This is a genomic window from Klebsiella sp. RHBSTW-00215, assembly GCF_014103785.1.
GTDB lineage: Bacteria > Pseudomonadota > Gammaproteobacteria > Enterobacterales > Enterobacteriaceae > Klebsiella.
The window spans coordinates 292,977-312,531 of the sequence record NZ_JABXQS010000001.1 but is presented as its reverse complement, the minus strand read 5'-3'; the positions used below and the strand labels follow the sequence as shown (position 1 = coordinate 312,531).

The window sequence follows — 19,555 nt, the reverse complement described above, 5'->3', positions numbered from 1 at the left end:
GCGCCCGTTTTTGGCGGGCGCGAACGATAACCGCTGTCCACTTTCGGCGGAATAACAAGTGTTTATGGTGACAGATGAATAGTGGCTACCTGCATTTTCCGGAGTTTGATCCGGTAATATTTTCCATTGGACCGCTCGCCCTCCACTGGTACGGCATGATGTACCTGGTCGGGTTTATTTTTGCGATGTGGTTGGCCACCCGTCGGGCCAATCGTCCGGGCAGCGGTTGGACGAAAAACGAAGTTGAAAACCTGCTGTATGCCGGGTTCCTCGGGGTCTTCCTCGGAGGTCGTATTGGCTATGTATTTTTCTATAACCTGCCGGTATTCCTCGACGATCCGCTCTATCTGTTCCGCGTCTGGGACGGCGGGATGTCCTTCCATGGCGGCCTCATCGGTGTGATTCTGGTGATGATCATCTTCGCCAAACGCACGAAGCGCACTTTCTTCCAGGTCTCTGATTTTATTGCGCCGCTGATTCCATTTGGCCTGGGTGCCGGGCGTCTGGGCAACTTTATCAACGGTGAACTGTGGGGACGCGTCGATCCGAGCTTTCACTATTCGATGATTTTCCCCGGCTCCCGTGCAGAAGATCTGGCGCTGCTGCCGTCGCATCCTGAGTGGCAATCGCTGTTCGACACTTACGGCGCGCTGCCGCGTCACGCTTCGCAGCTCTATGAAATGGCGCTGGAAGGCGTGGTGTTGTTCCTGATCCTGAACCTGTTTATCCGCAAACCGCGCCCAACCGGTTCGGTCTCTGGCCTGTTCTTAATTGGCTACGGCCTGTTCCGCATCGTCGTAGAATTCTTCCGCCAGCCCGACGCGCAGTTCACCGGCGGCTGGGTACAGTACATCAGCATGGGGCAGATTCTTTCCATCCCAATGGTGCTTGCGGGTATCATAATGATGGTCTGGGCGTACCGTTGTCGTCCGCAGCAACAAAACTCTTGAGGAACCATGAAACAGTATCTTGATTTGATGCAGAAAGTGCTCGCTGAGGGCACGCAAAAAAATGACCGCACCGGAACTGGCACAGTCTCTATCTTCGGCCATCAGATGCGTTTTAACCTGCAGGAAGGATTCCCGTTGGTGACGACCAAGCGCTGTCATTTACGCTCCATCATCCATGAACTGCTGTGGTTCCTGCAAGGTGATACTAACGTTGCGTATTTGCGCGAAAACAACGTCACCATCTGGGACGAGTGGGCGGATGAGAACGGCGATCTGGGACCGGTCTACGGTAAACAGTGGCGTTCATGGCCTGCGCCGGATGGACGTCATATCGACCAGATCAGCACCGTGATGGAACAGCTGAAAAACGACCCGGATTCGCGCCGCATCATCGTCTCGGCATGGAACGTAGGCGAGCTGAACAAAATGGCGCTGGCACCGTGCCACGCGTTTTTCCAATTCTATGTGGCGGACGGCAAGCTCTCTTGCCAGTTGTATCAGCGCTCTTGCGACGTGTTCCTCGGCCTGCCGTTCAATATCGCCAGCTATGCGCTGCTGGTGCATATGGTCGCACAGCAATGCGACCTCGAAGTAGGCGATTTTGTCTGGACTGGCGGCGACACTCACCTGTACAGCAACCATATGGAGCAGACGCATCTGCAGCTGAGCCGCGAACCGCGCGCGCTGCCGAAGCTGGTCATCAAACGCAAACCGGCGTCGATTTTCGACTACCGTTTTGAAGACTTCGAAATTGAAGGCTATGACCCGCATCCGGGGATTAAAGCGCCAGTGGCGATTTGATCTGGAAGTGACGACGAAAAACCGCTGATACTTGAAGTGAACCCCGAAAGTTGGATATCCAGCAAGTAGGGGTTTGTTGTTTATGGAAGACAAAACTATTCAGTCAGATTCAAGCAATCTGTTGCCCTTTATTCCCTCTCTGGAAAGGATGATACCGGAGGGACATCAAAGCTATTTGGCGCTGGCAACGGCACCGTTCCCCAAAGCTGACTACCCTTTTTTCTCTGCGTCAGGCGGCTGGAAAGACCACACCACGCTGTGAGAGGCCGATGAGGTGTACCATTCGTTAATGGTGGCGTTTGCCTCGTTGGTCTGTGCGGTCGCGGCAAATTTCTCTTTTGGCTGATGTGTTTTTTTCCGAATACGGATACGGGAAGGTGTCGTGGTATTGATTTGCGCGTTAAAGGTACGAATGTGTGAATCGAATAAAACAGACTCCAACTGATGCAGACGATCCAGACCACGTAAAATACCAATAAGCGTACTGAGAGTTACGGACTCGCCTAATTCAACGCGTTTGATGGTTGCAGCGCCGACCTGTGCGCGCTCGGCCAGCTCAATCTGTGACAGCCCAAGCTGTATACGCGTTTCTTTAATTCTGCGGCACAATTCAGAAATAATTTCACTGTCGGGCATCGTACTGAAACGCATTTCAATTCCTCTACTGCGTAATAAATCCTGACAGATTATTTAGCATATTAAATTATAAATAAAGCAGATAATTTCTCTTTTGCGATAGTCACAACATTGTTTTTTTGGTAGCGCCTTTAAATAGTTGGATGTTGTTATATTCTTCAGTTGTTTAAGGTACTTCTGCGGCGACGGTTACTGTCCATTGCCCTCGTGGCGGTGTTGATGCTGTTTACCGGACTGGCAGAGGCTCAAATTCGGATATTTCCTCAGAAACCAGGCTCGATAACGGCTCATCGGGACGCCGTTGTGGTGTCGCCCGGTGTGGAAACCTGCCACGGTTGCTCAGTCTGGCAGCCATCAGCAATCTGACATATTTAAATTGGAGATAATGTTTTTTGATTCTCATGAATTGTATGACAAATATCGTTTGTTATCTCTGGAATTAAAATATATAAATATATGGCTAATTGAAGTGGGTGTCGAAATAATAACGTATTAAAAATGATACTTTAAAAAATATTAAATTTTTGGTGCTATTTTTGATGCGTTAAAAGTCCTCTCTATAAATCAGGTTATGTGATCGCGGTTAGTGAATCAGCTTAGTTGTATTTAATAAAATAGCCAAATAAACACAGCACATTTATTACCTGAATCAGAGTCAAATAAATCTGACACTACTCTATATTACTGAGGCCATACTATGGAAACCGTTCAAAATACCCTCGTTGCTCGCGAGAGCAGCGGCTGGAGAAAAAGTGATACCGTCTGGATGCTGGGTCTGTACGGTACTGCGATTGGCGCAGGGGTACTTTTCCTGCCGATTAACGCCGGGGTTGGGGGCTTAGTTCCGTTGATCATTATGGCAATTATCGCATTCCCTATGACGTTTTTTGCCCACCGTGGTTTAACCCGTTTTGTTCTCTCGGGAAAAAATCCGGGTGAAGATATTACCGAAGTGGTTGAAGAGCATTTCGGCACTGGTGCGGGTAAGCTTATTACGCTGCTCTACTTCTTCGCTATTTATCCTATTCTGCTGGTCTATAGCGTCGCAATTACCAACACGGTTGATAGCTTTATTACTCACCAGCTTGGCCTTGCGTCTCCGCCGCGCGCTATTTTGTCGCTGATTTTGATTATCGGCATGATGGGCATTGTCCGCTTTGGCGAAAAAATGATTGTTAAGGCCATGAGCGTGCTGGTGTTTCCGTTCGTGTTTGCGCTGATGCTGCTGGCACTTTATTTGATCCCACAATGGAATGGTGCGGTACTGGATACCCTGTCGCTGAGCAGCGCTTCCGCAACGGGTAATGGTCTGTGGATGACCCTGTGGCTGGCCATCCCGGTAATGGTTTTCTCCTTCAACCATTCGCCAATCATCTCCTCTTTTGCGGTGGCAAAACGTGAAGAATACGGTCAGGACGCTGAGCGTAAGTGTTCCCGTATCCTGGGTTTTGCCCACATCATGATGGTGCTGACCGTTATGTTCTTCGTGTTCAGCTGCGTGCTGAGCCTCTCTCCGGAAAACCTGGCGGAAGCGAAAGCACAGAACATCTCCATCCTCTCTTACCTGGCGAACCACTTTAATGCGCCAGTGATTGCCTGGATGGCACCTATCATCGCGATGATTGCGATTACCAAATCCTTCCTCGGCCACTACCTCGGTGCGCGTGAAGGTTTCAATGGCATGGTGATTAAGTCCCTGCGCGGTAAAGGGAAATCAATAGAAATCAACAAACTGAACAAGATCACTGCGCTGTTCATGTTGGTGACCACCTGGATTGTAGCGACACTGAACCCGAGTATCCTGGGCATGATTGAAACGCTGGGCGGCCCGGTTATCGCGATGATTCTGTTCCTGATGCCGATGTATGCCATCAACAAAGTGCCAGCCATGCGCAAATACAGTGGTCACATCAGCAACGTGTTTGTGGTTGTGATGGGGTTAATTGCCATCTCTGCCATCTTCTTCTCACTGTTCAGCTAAGTTTTCAGCGCCGCCTGTTGCAGGCGGCACATCCGTTTTGCTTTGTAACCGCATGGGTGCCACATGATTAGCGTTTTCGATATTTTCAAAATCAGCATCGGGCCGTCCAGCTCACATACTGTTGGGCCGATGAAAGCAGGAAAACATTTTGTTGATACCCTGCAGGAAAAAGGCCTGCTGCATAAAGTGACTCGTCTGGTGGTGGATGTGTATGGCTCCCTGTCATTAACGGGTAAAGGCCACCATACCGATATTGCAATTATTCTTGGGCTGTCCGGGTATTTACCTGATACCGTTGATATCGACGCCATTCCCGGCATTATTTGCGATGTAAACACCATGCATCGTCTGTTTATTGAAGAAGGCCAGAGAGAAATTCAGTTCCCGGTGGCAGAATGCATGCGTTTTCACAATGAGTTTCTGCCGCTACATGAAAATGGCATGAGTATTACCGCGTTTTGCGACGGAAAAATCGTCCATTTTCAGACTTACTATTCCATTGGCGGCGGTTTTATCGTCACGGAGGAAAACTTTGGCAAGAATCAGGACGCGGAGGTCGATATTCCGTTCCCGTTCTATTCTGCCCGCAACCTGCTGGCACACTGCCAGGACAACTGCCTGTCAATTTCTGCGGTGATGATGAAAAACGAGATCGCCCGCCACGGCAGGGAGAGCGTTGAGCAAAATATGGCGAAAATCTGGGAGACCATGAGAAACGCTATTAACCGGGGTATGAACACGGAAGGCATTTTGCCTGGACCACTAAAAGTGCCACGTCGTGCTTCTGCGCTGCACCGCGTGCTGGCACCGCAGAGCCAGTCGATTACACCACTGAGTGCGATGGATTGGGTCAATATGTTCGCGATGGCGGTAGGGGAAGAGAACGCGGCGGGCGGGCGAGTCGTTACCGCACCGACCAACGGTGCCTGCGGAATTATCCCGGCGGTACTGGCCTATTACGATCGCTTTATCAAGGCGGTGACGCCGGAAATCTATATGCGCTACTATCTGACCGCGGGTGCGATTGGCATTCTGTACAAGATGAATGCGTCTATTTCCGGGGCAGAGGTTGGTTGTCAGGGGGAAGTGGGGGTGGCCTGCTCGATGGCGTCTGCCGGACTGGCAGAGCTGCTGGGCGGCAGTCCGGATAAGGTATGCATTGCCGCGGAAATCGGCATGGAACATAACCTCGGTCTGACCTGCGATCCGGTGGCCGGACAGGTTCAGGTACCGTGCATTGAGCGTAACGCGATTGCGGCAGTGAAGGCCATTAACTCGGCCAGCATGGCGATGTATCGTACCAGCGATCCAAAAGTCTCACTGGATAAAGTCATCGAAACGATGTTTGAGACAGGCAAAGATATGAATGCCAAATATCGTGAAACAGCACGAGGCGGTCTGGCGATTAAAGTCGCGGTGTGCGAATCCTGAGACTTGGAAAACCGCCTGCAGAATGGAGTTCACTTCATTCTGCAGGCGGTTTTTTTATGTGCCAACCCTGCTAAACGACGGCTATAAACCGTGATCAGAACCCGCTTTTTGCGAGCTGGTTTCCCGCACCTTTGCAACCCATTGCAACGCTTTAAATACTCTCCGACGCGCGACGCAAACCCTCACTTTGCCGTTCGTATCAGTCATCAAGGATACGCATACTCGGCCCATGAACAGAGAACATGGCTATACCCTGATTGAAACCCTGATAACGATGATGCTGGTTGTCATTCTTAGCGCCAGTGGGCTATACGGATGGCAGAGCTGGCGACAGCAGCAGCGCCTGTGGCAAACCGCTTGCCAGGTCCGGGACTATCTTGTGCTGTTGCGCGACGACGCCAACTGGCACAACCGCGACCGAATATTAAACGTCGGGCAAAGCGCGGAGGGTTGGTGCCTGAGTGCCACCGGCGCGGCGGCCAACTGTAGCGTAAAGAGCGCTTTCACGTTGCAACCGCTGTGGCCGGACGTTTCGCTCAGTGCGATCACACCAGGTCTTGGGTTTTACGGCCTGCGCAATACCGCCTGGGCCGGGCATATAAGGCTGCAAAGCGCAGCGGGCGGCTGGAATATTATTGTTTCCAACTGGGGGAGAATCCGCCTGTGTCGCGGCGAGGAGACGACATCATGTCAGTAATTCATCGTGGCTTTTCTCTCCCCGAAACGCTGATAGCGATGGCGATTAGCTCCGTTTTATTACTCGGAAGCGCCCGCTTTTTGCCCTCTTTGCAGCGAGCGGTTCTGAACCAGACCCAGCAGCAGTCTCTGGAAAATGAACTCTGGCAGCGTCTCTATGCCGTGGCGAAGCATCTGCAACGCGCCGGTTATTGCAATGGACGCTGTAGCGGGGAAGCGCTGCACATTACAGGCAGCGGTGATTGTGTGCTCCTGCGCTGGGATGGCAACAGCGACGGGGTCTGGAATGCCTCACCGTCGTCGGAATCTGATACGACAGGCTTTCGGCTACGCGATGGCGCGCTGGAAACCTTACGCGGGGCGAGTGACTGTAGCGGCAAAGGCTGGGAGAGAATGACCAACCCGGCGGCGATTAAAGTCACCACGTTTCAGATTACCCGGCAGGGCAGGACGGATTATCCCCCTGAGCTATCAATAACGCTGGCGGCGCAATCCGTTGCTGACTCGCGAATTCACGCGCAGGCGGAATACAGCGTAACGGGATATAACCTGTGAATCGCCAGCGCGGTATCTCTTCGTTGCTGATGGTGCTCCTGCTGTTAGCGCTTGGTAGTCTGCTGCTTCAGGGGTTAAACCAGCAGCAGCGTTCTTTGTTGGCGCAAACGGCCAGCGAAACGCAGGCGCTTCGCGATACTGCTGGTGCGCATTCCGCACTACAGTGGGGAAAGGGACTCTCCTGGCCGTTGCAGAATGCAGTGAACTGCCAGCAGAATGGCGAATTTGGTTGGCGCGCTTGCATGCGCATTTTCAGCGACGCATCGGTATTGCTGATAGGCGGTAGCGGCACCATGCTGTTGTGGCAGTCTGGCGTGGTAGAGCAAAACCAGCTGCGCTTTTCACCCCACGGCTGGAGTGATTTTTGCCCGCTAAAGGAGGCGAGCTTATGTCAGATGCCTTGAGGCGACAACGCGGTTTTAGCCTGCCGGAAACGCTGCTAGCTTTAGTGTTGCTGATAATGACCGTTACCGCGCTGGCGGGATATCAACGTGGGCTGGCTAATGGTTTTATGCAGCTCAATCAGTATCGTCAGCTGTGGCGTGACGCATGGCGATTCGGGCAGCTTAGCCCTGCCGAGATTCCAGCAAACCGACAGGTATCCCGTGTGCAGACATCGGTGCAAAGATGTGTCAGCATCACGGTAACGATCACGATGCCCACCGCAAGGCGGGCGCAGATGACCCGGCTGCATTGCCCGGTCAGTCAGTAGCCAGGAGCGAATATGTTAAGGGTGTACCACTCAAACCGTCTGGATGTGCTTGAAGCGTTGATGGAATTTATCGTCGAACGCCAGCGGCTGGATGACCCTTTCATTCCTGAAATGGTGCTGGTGCAGAGTACCGGGATGGCGCAATGGCTACAGATGACGCTGGCGAAGCGATTCGGGATCGCGGCCAATATTGAATTCCCTCTGCCAGCCAGTTTTATCTGGGACATGTTCGTACGGGTGCTGAAAGATATCCCCGGGGAAAGCGCGTTCAGCAAACAGAGCATGAGCTGGAAGCTGATGACCTTGCTGCCTCAGCGTCTTGACGATGAAGCCTTCACGCTGCTGCGCCACTATCTGAGCGACGACAGTGACAAGCGCAAACTGTTTCAACTGGCGACAAGGGTAGCGGATCTCTATGACCAGTATCTGGTTTATCGCCCTGAATGGCTAATACGCTGGGAGGCTGACGGGCGCGTGGACGGCCTTGGCGAGGCACAGGATTGGCAAGCGCCGTTATGGAAAGAGCTGGTGGAGTACACTGCGGAACTGGGTCAGCCGCTGTGGCATCGCGCCAACTTGTATCAACGCTTTATCAGCGCGCTTGAATCCGCTGAAGAGCCTCCTGCCGGGCTGCCGTCGCGGGTATTTATTTGTGGGATTTCGGCGCTGCCGCCGGTGTACCTGCAGGCGCTACAGGCGCTGGGTAAGCATGTTGATGTTTACGTCCTCTTCACTAACCCTTGCCGCTACTACTGGGGTGACATCAAAGATCCCGCATTTTTGGCCAGACTGATATCCCGCCAGCGTCGCCATCATCGTGAAACGACCCGAGAGCTGCCGCTGTTCCGTGATACTGAACAGGCACCCGGATTATTTAATGATTCCGGGGAGCAGGATGTCGGCAACCCAATGCTGGCCTCCTGGGGCAAGCTGGGGCGTGACTATATCTACTTACTGGCGGGTCTGGAACGCTATGAAGAGCTGGATGCTTTTGTTGATATCGTACCTGACAACCTGCTGCATAATCTTCAGGCTGACATCCTCGATCTGCGCAATGGCGCAGTGGCCGGGCGTAGCGCCGAGGAGTTCGCCAACAGCCGCAGCAAGCGCCCTTTAGCGCTGGACGATCGCAGCCTGATGATTCATGTCTGCCACAGCCCGCAGCGCGAGGTCGAGGTGCTGCACGACAGGCTGCTGGCGATGCTCGAAGAGAATCCCGAACTGACGCCACGCGATATTATCGTCATGGTCGCGGATATCGATAGCTACAGTCCCTATATCCAGGCCGTCTTCGGCAGCGCCAGCGGCGAACGCTGGCTACCGTGGGCGATTTCCGACCGTCGCGCCCGTGAATCGCATCCTGCGCTACAGGCATTTATTACCCTCCTTTCGCTGCCCGATAGCCGTTTTGCCAGCGAAGACGTGCTGGCGCTGCTGGACGTTCCGGTGCTGGCGGCGCGGTTTTATATTGACGAAGAGGGGCTACGCTACCTACGCCAGTGGGTTAACGAATCCGGCGTGCGTTGGGGGATGGATGACGACAACGTTCGTGAGCTGGATCTCCCGGCAACCGGCCAGCACACCTGGCGCTTTGGCCTGACGCGGATGCTGTTGGGCTACGCAATGGACAGCAGCGAGGGGGAGTGGCGCTCGGTTCTGCCATACGATGAGTCGAGCGGGCTTATCGCCGAACTGGTGGGTAGCCTGGCATCCTTGCTAATGCAGCTTAATCTCTGGCGGCGCGGGCTGGCTCAGGAGCGCCCTCTGGCGGAGTGGCTGCCGGTATGCCGTGACCTGCTGAACGACTTTTTCCTGCCAGATAGCGAAACAGAGGCGGCTCTGGCGCTTATTGAACAACAGTGGCAGGCGGTGATTGATGGCGGCGTTGAGGCCCAGTACGGCGAAGCGGTGCCGCTATCTTTGCTTCGTGATGAACTCTCCCAGCGCCTCGATCAGCAGCGCATCAGCCAGCGCTTCCTTGCCGGGCCGGTGAACATCTGTACCCTGATGCCCATGCGCTCGATTCCTTTTAAAGTGGTCTGCCTGCTGGGAATGAACGACGGCGTTTATCCGCGTACTCTGGCACCGCTGGGTTTTGACTTAATGAGCCAGAAACCGCAGCGTGGCGACCGTAGCCGTCGTGATGATGACCGTTATCTGTTCCTCGAAGCGCTGATGTCGGCCGAGCAGAAGCTGTATATCAGCTATATTGGTCGCTCTATTCAGGATAATAGCGAGCGCTATCCTTCCGTTCTGGTCCAGGAGCTGGCGGACTATATCGGTCAAAGCCACTGTCTGGCGGGCGATGAGTCGTTGGATTGCGATGCCAGCGAGCGTCGTGTCAAAGAGCACATCACTCATCTGCATACGCGCATGCCTTTTGATGCCGCCAACTTTCAAGACAACGAAGATCAAAGCTATGCCCGGGAATGGCTGGCAGCCGCCAGCCAGCAGGGGGAGGCGCACGGTGATTTTATCCAGCCGCTACCCGCCCCGAAAATTGACCACCTCCCTTTCGAACAGTTGCTGCGTTTCTGGCAGCATCCGGTTCGCGCCTTCTTCCAGCAGCGGCTGCGGGTTAATTTCCGCTCGGAAGAGAGCGAAATCCCCGACGATGAACCTTTCACCCTTGAAGGGCTGAGCCGCTATCAGCTGAACCAGCAACTGCTGAATACGCTGATTGAGCAGCAGGACGCCTCGGTGATGTATCGCCGTTTCCGTGCCGCCGGAGAGTTACCCTATGGCGCTTTCGGCGAACTGGCCTGGGAGACCCAGCGACAAGAGATGCAAAACCTGGCGGAGCGGGTCATTGCCAGCCGCAAACCGGGGCAGAGTCTGGAAATCGATCTGCAATGTAACGGAGTCAACATTACTGGGTGGTTGCAGCAGGTACAATCCGACGGTTTGCTGCGCTGGCGGCCATCGCTGCTGAGCGTGGCGCAGGGAATGCAACTTTGGCTGGAGCATCTTGTCTATTGTGCAAGTGGCGGTATCGGCGAAAGTCGACTGTTTGTGCGCAAAGACGGGGAGTGGCATTTCCCTCCGCTGGCGCAAGAGCAGGCTCAAGGATACCTGAATGAACTGGTTGACGGTTATCTGCAAGGGATGTCTAAACCGCTACTGCTGCTGCCAGAAAGCGGAGGTGCATGGCTAAAAGTCTGTTACGACGCCGAAAAGGATGTCATGTTAATGGATGAAGAGACGCAGCAGAAAGCGCGTAGTAAATTTCTTCAGGCCTATGAAGGGAACATGGTGGTCAGCGGTGAGGGTACCGATGTTTGGTATCAGCGCCTGTGGCGCACTCTGGAGCCGGAATACTATGAAGAGATTATCGCGCAAACGCAGCGCTATTTGCTGCCGGTATTTCGTTTCCATCAGTCCGAATAAAATTTTAATAGTATAAAAATTGCGCAATATATGGCTGTTCATTTATGATGCGCAACGAATCACGGACTGATGTTTTATTAAGGCTGCATACCGTGCAGCGCCAGGTTTGTTAATGATGAGGTCCGTGAATGCCCCGCAGTTTATGGTTCAAGGTTATTGTAGTTCTGGCCGCCCTTTGGGCACCGTTAAGTCAGGCAGACACCGGATGGCAACCGATTCAGGAAACCATTCGTAAAAGCGAAAAAGATACCCGTCAATATCAGGCGATTCGCCTGGATAATGGCATGGTGGTTCTGCTGGTTTCCGATCCGCAGGCGGTGAAATCGCTGTCGGCGCTGGTCGTCCCTGTGGGTTCACTACAGGATCCCGTGGAGCATCAGGGACTGGCTCACTTCCTGGAACATATGACGCTGATGGGCTCGCAGAAATATCCGCAGCCTGATAGCCTCGCCGAGTTCCTCAAAATGCACGGCGGCAGCCATAACGCCAGTACCGCGCCGTATCGCACCGCGTTCTATCTTGAAGTGGAAAACGATGCGCTGGACGGCGCTGTTGATCGTCTGGCTGACGCCATTGCCGCGCCGCTGCTGGATAAAAAATATGCCGACCGCGAGCGTAATGCAGTTAACGCCGAGCTAACGATGGCGCGAACCCGTGACGGGATGCGGATGGCGCAGGTTAGCGCTGAAACCATCAACCCGGCGCACCCAGGCTCGCATTTTTCCGGCGGTAACCTCGAAACGCTGAGCGACAAGCCCGGCAAGCCGGTACTCGATGCGCTGCATACCTTCCGCGATAGCTGGTATTCCGCCAACCTGATGAAAGCGGTGATCTACAGCAACAAACCTCTGCCGGAGCTGGCGAGCATCGCTGCGGCTACCTATGGTCGCGTGCCGAACCATAATATCAGCAAGCCGGAAATTACCGTGCCGGTGGTGACCGATGCGCAAAAGGGCATCATCATTCACTATGTCCCGGCGATGCCGCGTAAAGTGCTGCGCGTTGAGTTCCGCATCGATAACAATAGCGACCAGTTCCGCAGTAAAACCGACGAGCTGGTGACCTATATGATCGGCAACCGTAGCCCGGGCACGCTTTCTGACTGGCTGCAAAAGCAAGGACTGGTTGAAGGTATCCGTGCCGATTCCGACCCGGTGGTTAACGGCAACAGCGGGGTGCTGGCTATTTCCGCAACCCTGACGGATAAAGGCCTGGCGCATCGTGATGAAGTCACAGCGGCCATTTTCAGTTACCTCAATCTGCTGCGTAGCCAGGGAATTGATAAACGCTATTTTGATGAACTGTCCCATGTGCTGGCGCTCGATTTCCGCTACCCATCAATTAATCGCGATATGGATTACGTCGAATGGCTGGCTGACACCATGATCCGCGTGCCGGTTGAGCATACTCTGGACGTCGTCAACATTGCCGACCGTTACGACCCGCAGGCGATTAAAGACCGTCTGGCGATGATGACGCCGCAAAACGCCCGCATCTGGTATATCAGTCCGAAGGAACCGCATAACAAGACGGCCTACTTCGTTAACGCGCCTTATCAGGTGGATAAAATCAGCGCGCAGACCTTTGCCGACTGGCAGCAGAAATCCAGCGCCATTGACCTTAAGCTAGCGGTGCTGAACCCCTATATTCCTGATGATTTCACCTTAATCAAAAGCGACAAGGCTTATCCGCATCCACAGCTGATCGTTGATGAGCCGACGCTACGTGTGATTTACGCGCCGAGCCAGTACTTCGCCAGTGAACCGAAGGCGGATATTTCGCTGGTCCTGCGTAACCCGCAGGGCATGGACAGCGCCCGTCGTCAGGTGATGTTTGCCCTTAATGATTATCTGGCGGGTATCGCGCTTGACCAGCTTAGCAACCAGGCGGCGGTCGGCGGCATCAGCTTCTCCACCGGTGCTAATAATGGGCTGATGGTTAACGCCAACGGCTACACGCAGCATCTTCCGGAACTCTTTAACGCGCTGCTGGATGGTTACTTCAGCTATACGCCGACCGAAGAACAACTGGAGCAGGCTAAATCCTGGTACGCCCAGATGATGGACTCGGCGGATAAAGGCAAAGCCTACGATCAGGCGATCATGCCGGTTCAGATGGTTTCACAGGTGCCGTATTTCCAGCGCGAAGATCGCCGGGCGCTGCTGCCCTCGATTACGCTTAAAGAGGTGCTGGAGTACCGTGATAATCTCAAAGCCAAAGGGCGTCCGGAGCTGTTGGTAATTGGTAATCTCACTGCCGATCAATCAACCGCTATGGCGCGGCAGATTCAAAAACAGCTGGGGGCAGACGGCAACGAATGGTGCCGTAATAAAGACGTGCTGATAAACAGCAAACAGCTGGCTATTTTTGAAAAAGCGGGCAACAGCACGGACTCCGCGCTGGCCGCCGTCTTCGCGCCGCCGAACGTCGATGAATACACCAGTTCTGCTGCGAGTTCTCTTCTCGGGCAAATCGTGCAGCCGTGGTTTTACAACCAACTGCGCACGGAAGAACAATTGGGCTATGCGGTTTTTGCCTTCTCAATGAACGTTGGCCGCCAGTGGGGAATGGGCTTCCTGCTGCAAAGTAACGACAAGCAGCCTGAATTCCTGTGGCAGCGTTTCCAGGCCTTCTTCCCGACGGCGGAAGCCAAATTGCGGGCGATGAAGCCGGAAGAGTTTGCGCAGATCCAGCAGGCGGTTATTAGCCAGATGCAGCAGGCACCGCAGACCCTGGGCGATGAGGCATCAAAGCTGAGCAAAGATTTCGATCGCGGTAATATGCGTTTTGATTCACGTGATAAAGTAGTGGCTCAGATTAAACTGCTGACGCCGCAAAAACTTGCTGACTTCTTCCATCAGACGGTAGTGGATCCGCAAGGCATGGCGATACTTTCCCAGGTTTCCGGGAGCCAGAACGGCAAGACGGAATACGCACATCCGCAGGATGGCAAAGTCTGGGAAAACGTCAGCGCATTGCAGAAATCCTTACCCCTGATGCGAGAGAATGAATGACCGAAACCGCCGAGTCTCTTGACCCCCTGCGCTTGCCCCTGACGGGCGAGCGCCTGATAGAAGCCTCTGCGGGCACCGGAAAAACCTTTACCATTGCCGCGCTCTATTTGCGGCTGCTGCTGGGGCTGGGCGGTAAATCCGCCTTTCCCCGGCAGGTCAGCGTTGAAGAACTGCTGGTGGTGACCTTTACCGAAGCGGCGACCGAAGAGCTGCGCGGGCGTATTCGTAGCAACATCCACGAGTTGCGCATCGCCTGCCTGCGTGACAGTACCGATAACCCTCTCTATGCCGGACTGCTGGCGGAAATACCTGACAAGAACCTCGCCGCGCAAAGGCTGCTGCTGGCGGAACGCCAAATGGACGAAGCGGCGGTATTTACCATTCACGGCTTCTGTCAGCGGATGTTGAGCCTCAACGCTTTTGAATCTGGCATGCTGTTTGAACAGCAGCTTATTGAAGATGAATCCCGCCTGCGCTATCAGGCCTGCGCCGACTTCTGGCGTCGCCACTGCTATCCGCTGCCGCGCGATATCGCCGCGGTTATTCATGAAGCGTGGAAAGGCCCCCGTGACCTGCTGAAATCAATCGACCGCTGGCTGCAAGGCGAAGCGCCGCAGCTAAAATCTCCACCACCTGCCGAAGAAACGCTGGCCGAACGCCATCAGCAAATTATCGGGCGCATTAATGCGCTTAAGCAGCAGTGGCTGGAACAGGCAGGCGAAATTGAGGCTGTACTGGAAAATTCAGGCCTCGACCGGCGCAAGTTCAACCGCGGAAATCAGGGAAAGTGGCTGGAGAAAGTGAATGCCTGGGCACAGGAAGAGACCCTGGGCTATCAGCTTCCGGACGCGCTGGAAAAGTTCTCTCAGGCTTTCTTGCTTGAACGCACCAAAGCGGGCGGTGAATCGCCGGTACATCCGCTGTTTAGCGCGGTAGAGAAGCTGTTGGCTTCACCGTTAACGTTGACCGATCTGGTTATCGCCAGGGCTTTGGTCGAAATCCGTGAAGCAGTGGCCCGGGAGAAACGTCGCCGCGGCGAGCTGGGCTTTGACGATATGCTCAGTCGCCTTGATGATGCTCTTCGTAGTGATAGCGGCGAAGCGTTGGCCTGCGCGATTCGTCAGCGTTTTCCGGTAGCGATGATCGATGAATTCCAGGATACCGACCCGCAGCAGTATCGTATTTTTCGTCGTATCTGGCGACAGCAGGCAGACACCGCGCTGCTGCTGATTGGCGACCCGAAGCAGGCGATTTACGCCTTCCGCGGCGCGGACATTTTTACCTACATGAGAGCGCGTGGCGATGTGAGCGCCCACTATACGCTGGATACTAACTGGCGCTCCGCGCCGGGAATGGTTGAAAGCGTCAATCACCTGTTTAGCCTCAGCGATAACCCCTTTATGTTTCGCGAAATCCCGTTCCTGCCGGTCAAATCGGCGGATAAAAACCAGGGGCTGCGCTTTACTGTTGATGATGCCGTGATCCCCGCAATGAACGTCTGGCTGATGCCGGGCGAGGCCGTTGGCTCGGGGGATTATCAAACATTTATGGCGCAGATTTGCGCCGGGCAAATTCGCGACTGGCTCAGCGCGGGTCAGCAGGGCAAAGCGCTGCTATGGCGTGGTGAAAAATCCTCTCCGGTTCAGGCCTCGGATATCACGGTGCTGGTGCGTAACCGCCAGGAGGCCTCGCTGATCCGCGATGCCCTCCAGCTGTTGTCGATACCTTCCGTCTACCTTTCCAACCGCGATAGCGTGTTTGAAACGCCGGAAGCGCAGGAGCTGCTATGGTTGCTGCAGGCGGTGCTGGCGCCCGAACGCGAAAATACCCTGCGCAGCGCGCTGGCGACCTCAATGTTCGGCCTGAACGCTCGGGATATCGAAAACCTCAATCAGGATGAACGGGCGTGGGATGAACTGGTTGAGGAGTTTAGCGGCTACCGGCAAATCTGGCGTCAGCGTGGGGTCATGCCGATGCTACGCGCGCTGATGACCGCGCGACGTATCGCCGAAAATCTGCTCGCTACAAACGGTGGCGAACGACGCCTGACCGATATTCTGCATATCAGCGAGCTACTTCAGGAAGCTGCCAACCAGCTTGAAAGTGAACATGCGCTGGTACGCTGGCTGGCGCAGCATATCGCCGAGCCGGATAGCAATGCCTCCAGCCAGCAGATGCGCCTGGAAAGCGACAAGCACCTGGTGCAGATTGTCACCATTCACAAATCAAAAGGTCTGGAATATCCGCTGGTCTGGTTGCCGTTTATCGCGCGTTTTCGTAAACAAGATCAAGCGTTTTATCACGACAGAAGTTCCTTTGCGGCGGTCCTCGACCTCGGGCAGGATGACGGCAGTATGGAACTGGCGGAGGCCGAACGTCTGGCTGAAGATTTGCGCCTGCTGTACGTGGCGCTGACCCGTGCGGTCTGGCACTGTAGCCTTGGCGTTGCGCCGCTCAGCACCCGCCGTAGCGATAAACCTGGTGCCAGCGATTTTCACCACAGTGCGTTGGGCCGCCTGCTCCAGGGCGGGGAGGCGATGGATGCCGCAGGGCTAACGGCTCGTTTACAGACTTTCTGCTGCGATGATATTGCTCTGCAACGTCCTGTGCTTACGGATCTGACGCCCTGGCAGGCTCCGCAGACGGAACTGCCGCCGCTTTGTGCGCGTATGCTTGAGCGCACGGTGGTCGACGACTGGCGAGTCACCAGCTATTCCGGTTTACAGCAGCACGGCCACAGCGCGGCGCAGGATCTTCTGCCGCGCCTGGATGTCGATGCCGCAGGCGTTGGCGAAGTAATGGAAGAGCCGCAGCTCACGCCGCACCAGTTCCCGCGCGGCGCATCGCCGGGGACGTTTCTGCATAGCCTGTTTGAAGATATTGATTTCACCCTGCCGGTGCCCGCCGACTGGATGGCGGAGAAACTACAGCTGAGCGGGTTCGAGGAGAAATGGACTCCAGTGCTGACCGAATGGCTCGACGGTGTGCTGCGCACCCGCCTGCCGGGGGCGGAGATCGCCCTGAATCAGCTTAGCGAAAGCGATAAACAGGTAGAGATGGCCTTTTATCTACCCATCGAACAGCCTCTGGATCCGCTGCGTCTGGACGCGCTAATCCGTCAGTACGATCCGCTCTCCGTTGATACCCCAACCCTCGATTTCCGTCAGGTACGCGGCATGTTGAAAGGCTTTATCGACCTGGTATTTCGCCATAATGACCGCTATTACCTGCTGGATTACAAATCGAACTGGCTGGGGCAAGATCGCGAGGCCTATACCCAGGACGCCATGATGCAGGCAATGCGCACGCATCGTTATGATTTGCAATATCAGCTCTACAGCCTGGCGCTGCACCGTTATTTACGCCATCGTATTGCGGACTACGACTATGAACACCATTTTGGCGGCGTGATTTATCTCTTTTTACGCGGTATGGACGGACAGGACGGCGGTCAGGGGATCTTTACCACCCGCCCGGCGCTGCCGTTGATTGACGGCCTTGATGCGCTGTTTGCCGGGGAAACGCAGGAGGTGGCGCTATGACTATGGACGAACTGTTGCTGGAGGCCGCTGAGCAGCGTCTGCTGCGCCCGCTGGATGTCCAGTTTGCGCTGATGGTGGCGCAAGAAGCGCATCCGGCGGTGAAACTGGCCGCCGCGATCCTGAGCCGCGATGCGGGTGAAGGGCATGTTTGCCTGCCAATTTCTCGTCTCGAAGATGATGAGCTGTTGAGTGGAAAAGCGGCGGGCCTGCGCGAGCAAATCCTTGAGCTGACAGGTACCCCGGACGACTGGTCAACGCTGCTGCTTGGCTCTGAGGCGGTCAGCCGCGGCGAGCGGCCGACGCCCATCATTCTCTGCGGCGAACGGCTTTACCTCAACCGTATGTGGCGCAATGAACTGACCGTCGCGCGCTTTTTCAACGAAGCCAATCAGGTACTGGATGTTGATGAAGCCCGTTTGGCTTCAACGCTGGACGCGTTGTTTCCGCTTGGGGATGATATTGACTGGCAAAAAGTGGCCGCAGCGGTTGCTCTGACCCGACGGATTTCGGTGATCTCCGGCGGCCCCGGTACCGGAAAAACCACCACCGTCGCCAAACTATTGGCGGCGCTGATTCAGACGCACGCCAGCCCGCGCTGTCGCATCCGCCTGGCGGCGCCAACCGGCAAAGCCGCGGCGCGCCTGACCGAATCCCTTGGCGCTGCGCTGCGCCGTCTGCCGTTAACGGACGAGCAAAAGGCGCTGGTGCCGACCGAAGCCAGCACCCTCCATCGCCTGCTTGGCGCTCAGCCGGGGAGCCAGCGGCTGCGCTATCACGCCGGAAACCCGTTGCATCTTGACGTGCTGGTGGTCGATGAAGCCTCAATGATCGACCTGCCGATGATGTCGCGCCTGATTGACGCTCTGCCTGAACATGGGCGGGTCATTTTCCTTGGCGACCGCGATCAGCTGGCCTCGGTAGAAGCCGGGGCGGTACTCGGTGATATTTGTGCCTGGGTTAATGCGGGATATACCCCCGAACGCGCGGCCCAGTTGGGGCGATTAACGGGTCAGCCGGTGCCTGCGGGCGAGAGCGAAGCGGCGGGGGCGCTGCGTGACAGCCTGTGCCTGCTGCAAAAAAGCTACCGTTTTGGTCGCCATTCCGGCATTGGAAATCTGGCTTATGCGGTGAACAGCGGCGAACGTAGCGCAGTACGCGCGACGCTGCGCCAACCATTCGACGACATCACTCTGCATCCGCTGAGTACCACCGAAGAGTACGAGGCGATGCTCATCCAGGCGCAGGCGGGCTACGGTCGTTTCCTGCAGTTGCTGCGCGAACGAGCCGAACCCGAAGAGATGATTGCCGCATTCGGTGAGTTCCAGTTGCTGTGCGCGCTGCGCGATGGTCCCTACGGCGTTAGCGGCGTGAATGAACAGCTGGAGCAGATGCTAAACCGCAAGCGGGCAATTACCCTGCCGCGCCATTCACGCTGGTATGAAGGGCGTCCGGTGATGATCTCCCGCAACGATAGCGCGCTGGGGCTGTTTAATGGCGATATCGGCATTGCGCTGGAAAGAGGTGACGGCCTGCGCGTCTGGTTCCCGATGCCCGATGGCAGCATCAAGTCGGTACAACCGAGCCGCTTGCCGGAGCACGATACCGCCTGGGCGATGACGGTGCACAAATCGCAGGGCTCGGAGTTCGATCATGCGGCGCTGATCCTGCCTTCCCGCAGCGTGCCGCTGTTGACGCGTGAGCTGGTTTACACCGCCATTACTCGCGCCAAACAGCAGCTGTCAATTTATGCCGATGAACAAGTGCTGACTCAGGCGGTTGTCGCACGTACCGAACGTCGCAGCGGGCTGACGGAGATCTTTGCGGAGCAGGGGCATCTCTGAATCTGCCGG

At 55.3% G+C, this 19,555-nt stretch carries 13 protein-coding genes; 12 read left to right on the top strand and 1 reads right to left on the bottom strand.

The genetic code is table 11. The features are described from left to right. Window positions 1-74 precede the first annotated feature (74 nt). Entirely contained in the window at window positions 75-950 is an 876-nt protein-coding gene (gene lgt / locus HV127_RS01530) for a prolipoprotein diacylglyceryl transferase (RefSeq protein WP_182234693.1), read from the top strand. Window positions 951-956: 6 nt separating this feature from the next. Continuing rightward, on the top strand, window positions 957-1,751 hold the full coding sequence (gene thyA, locus HV127_RS01525; RefSeq protein ID WP_182234691.1) for a thymidylate synthase: 795 nt from the start codon (window positions 957-959) through the stop codon (window positions 1,749-1,751). Window positions 1,752-1,961: 210 nt separating this feature from the next. Here the strand turns inward: thyA and HV127_RS01520 are convergent, their stop codons facing one another. Next, window positions 1,962-2,402, bottom strand: coding sequence for a helix-turn-helix transcriptional regulator (locus HV127_RS01520; protein ID WP_182234688.1), 441 nt, complete (start codon window positions 2,400-2,402; stop codon window positions 1,962-1,964). Window positions 2,403-3,084: 682 nt separating this feature from the next. Here HV127_RS01520 and HV127_RS01515 point away from each other — a divergent pair. The 10 genes from HV127_RS01515 to recD all read left to right on the top strand — a co-directional run bounded on the left by HV127_RS01515 (window position 3,085) and on the right by recD (window position 19,546). Beyond that, on the top strand, window positions 3,085-4,368 hold the full coding sequence (locus tag HV127_RS01515) for an HAAAP family serine/threonine permease (protein ID WP_182234686.1): 1,284 nt from the start codon (window positions 3,085-3,087) through the stop codon (window positions 4,366-4,368). Between the two features lie 63 nt (window positions 4,369-4,431). Next, window positions 4,432-5,799 (top strand): L-serine ammonia-lyase, encoded by a 1,368-nt coding sequence (locus HV127_RS01510; RefSeq protein WP_181485020.1) that lies wholly within the window; start codon window positions 4,432-4,434, stop codon window positions 5,797-5,799. Window positions 5,800-6,028: 229 nt separating this feature from the next. After that, window positions 6,029-6,496, top strand: coding sequence for a prepilin peptidase-dependent protein (locus tag HV127_RS01505; RefSeq protein ID WP_182234684.1), 468 nt, complete (start codon window positions 6,029-6,031; stop codon window positions 6,494-6,496). Next, window positions 6,487-7,050: a prepilin peptidase-dependent protein gene (locus HV127_RS01500; RefSeq protein WP_182234682.1), complete on the top strand. Its 564-nt coding sequence runs from the start codon at window positions 6,487-6,489 to the stop codon at window positions 7,048-7,050. The genes HV127_RS01505 and HV127_RS01500 overlap by 10 nt, the downstream gene beginning before the upstream one ends. After that, a complete protein-coding gene (locus HV127_RS01495; RefSeq protein WP_182234680.1) occupies window positions 7,047-7,454 on the top strand; it encodes a DUF2509 family protein in 408 nt (135 codons plus the stop codon). Before HV127_RS01500 ends, HV127_RS01495 begins: the two co-directional genes overlap by 4 nt. Then, on the top strand, window positions 7,439-7,762 hold the full coding sequence (locus tag HV127_RS01490; protein WP_182234678.1) for a prepilin-type N-terminal cleavage/methylation domain-containing protein: 324 nt from the start codon (window positions 7,439-7,441) through the stop codon (window positions 7,760-7,762). Before HV127_RS01495 ends, HV127_RS01490 begins: the two co-directional genes overlap by 16 nt. 12 nt (window positions 7,763-7,774) lie before the next feature. Next, the gene (gene recC / locus HV127_RS01485; RefSeq protein WP_182234676.1) at window positions 7,775-11,149 is read left to right on the top strand and encodes an exodeoxyribonuclease V subunit gamma; all 3,375 of its coding nucleotides are present in this window, start codon (window positions 7,775-7,777) and stop codon (window positions 11,147-11,149) included. Between the two features lie 128 nt (window positions 11,150-11,277). Next, window positions 11,278-14,163: a pitrilysin gene (ptrA, locus tag HV127_RS01480; RefSeq protein ID WP_182234674.1), complete on the top strand. Its 2,886-nt coding sequence runs from the start codon at window positions 11,278-11,280 to the stop codon at window positions 14,161-14,163. After that, window positions 14,160-17,705: an exodeoxyribonuclease V subunit beta gene (gene recB, locus HV127_RS01475; RefSeq protein ID WP_182234672.1), complete on the top strand. Its 3,546-nt coding sequence runs from the start codon at window positions 14,160-14,162 to the stop codon at window positions 17,703-17,705. The genes ptrA and recB overlap by 4 nt, the downstream gene beginning before the upstream one ends. Next, window positions 17,702-19,546, top strand: a complete 1,845-nt coding sequence (gene recD / locus HV127_RS01470; protein WP_182234670.1) for an exodeoxyribonuclease V subunit alpha — start codon at window positions 17,702-17,704, stop codon at window positions 19,544-19,546. Before recB ends, recD begins: the two co-directional genes overlap by 4 nt. Window positions 19,547-19,555 lie beyond the last annotated feature (9 nt).

What these genes read in the sequence shown, in the direction of transcription:
- lgt (WP_182234693.1), top strand. Translation starts at nt 75, where the DNA reads ATGAATAGTGGCTACCTGCATTTTCCGGAGTTTGATCCGGTAATATTT.
- thyA (WP_182234691.1), top strand. Translation starts at nt 957, where the DNA reads ATGAAACAGTATCTTGATTTGATGCAGAAAGTGCTCGCTGAGGGCACG.
- HV127_RS01520 (WP_182234688.1), bottom strand. Translation starts at nt 2,402, where the DNA reads ATGCGTTTCAGTACGATGCCCGACAGTGAAATTATTTCTGAATTGTGC.
- HV127_RS01515 (WP_182234686.1), top strand. Translation starts at nt 3,085, where the DNA reads ATGGAAACCGTTCAAAATACCCTCGTTGCTCGCGAGAGCAGCGGCTGG.
- HV127_RS01510 (WP_181485020.1), top strand. Translation starts at nt 4,432, where the DNA reads ATGATTAGCGTTTTCGATATTTTCAAAATCAGCATCGGGCCGTCCAGC.
- HV127_RS01505 (WP_182234684.1), top strand. Translation starts at nt 6,029, where the DNA reads ATGAACAGAGAACATGGCTATACCCTGATTGAAACCCTGATAACGATG.
- HV127_RS01500 (WP_182234682.1), top strand. Translation starts at nt 6,487, where the DNA reads ATGTCAGTAATTCATCGTGGCTTTTCTCTCCCCGAAACGCTGATAGCG.
- HV127_RS01490 (WP_182234678.1), top strand. Translation starts at nt 7,439, where the DNA reads ATGTCAGATGCCTTGAGGCGACAACGCGGTTTTAGCCTGCCGGAAACG.
- recC (WP_182234676.1), top strand. Translation starts at nt 7,775, where the DNA reads ATGTTAAGGGTGTACCACTCAAACCGTCTGGATGTGCTTGAAGCGTTG.
- ptrA (WP_182234674.1), top strand. Translation starts at nt 11,278, where the DNA reads ATGCCCCGCAGTTTATGGTTCAAGGTTATTGTAGTTCTGGCCGCCCTT.
- recB (WP_182234672.1), top strand. Translation starts at nt 14,160, where the DNA reads ATGACCGAAACCGCCGAGTCTCTTGACCCCCTGCGCTTGCCCCTGACG.
- recD (WP_182234670.1), top strand. Translation starts at nt 17,702, where the DNA reads ATGACTATGGACGAACTGTTGCTGGAGGCCGCTGAGCAGCGTCTGCTG.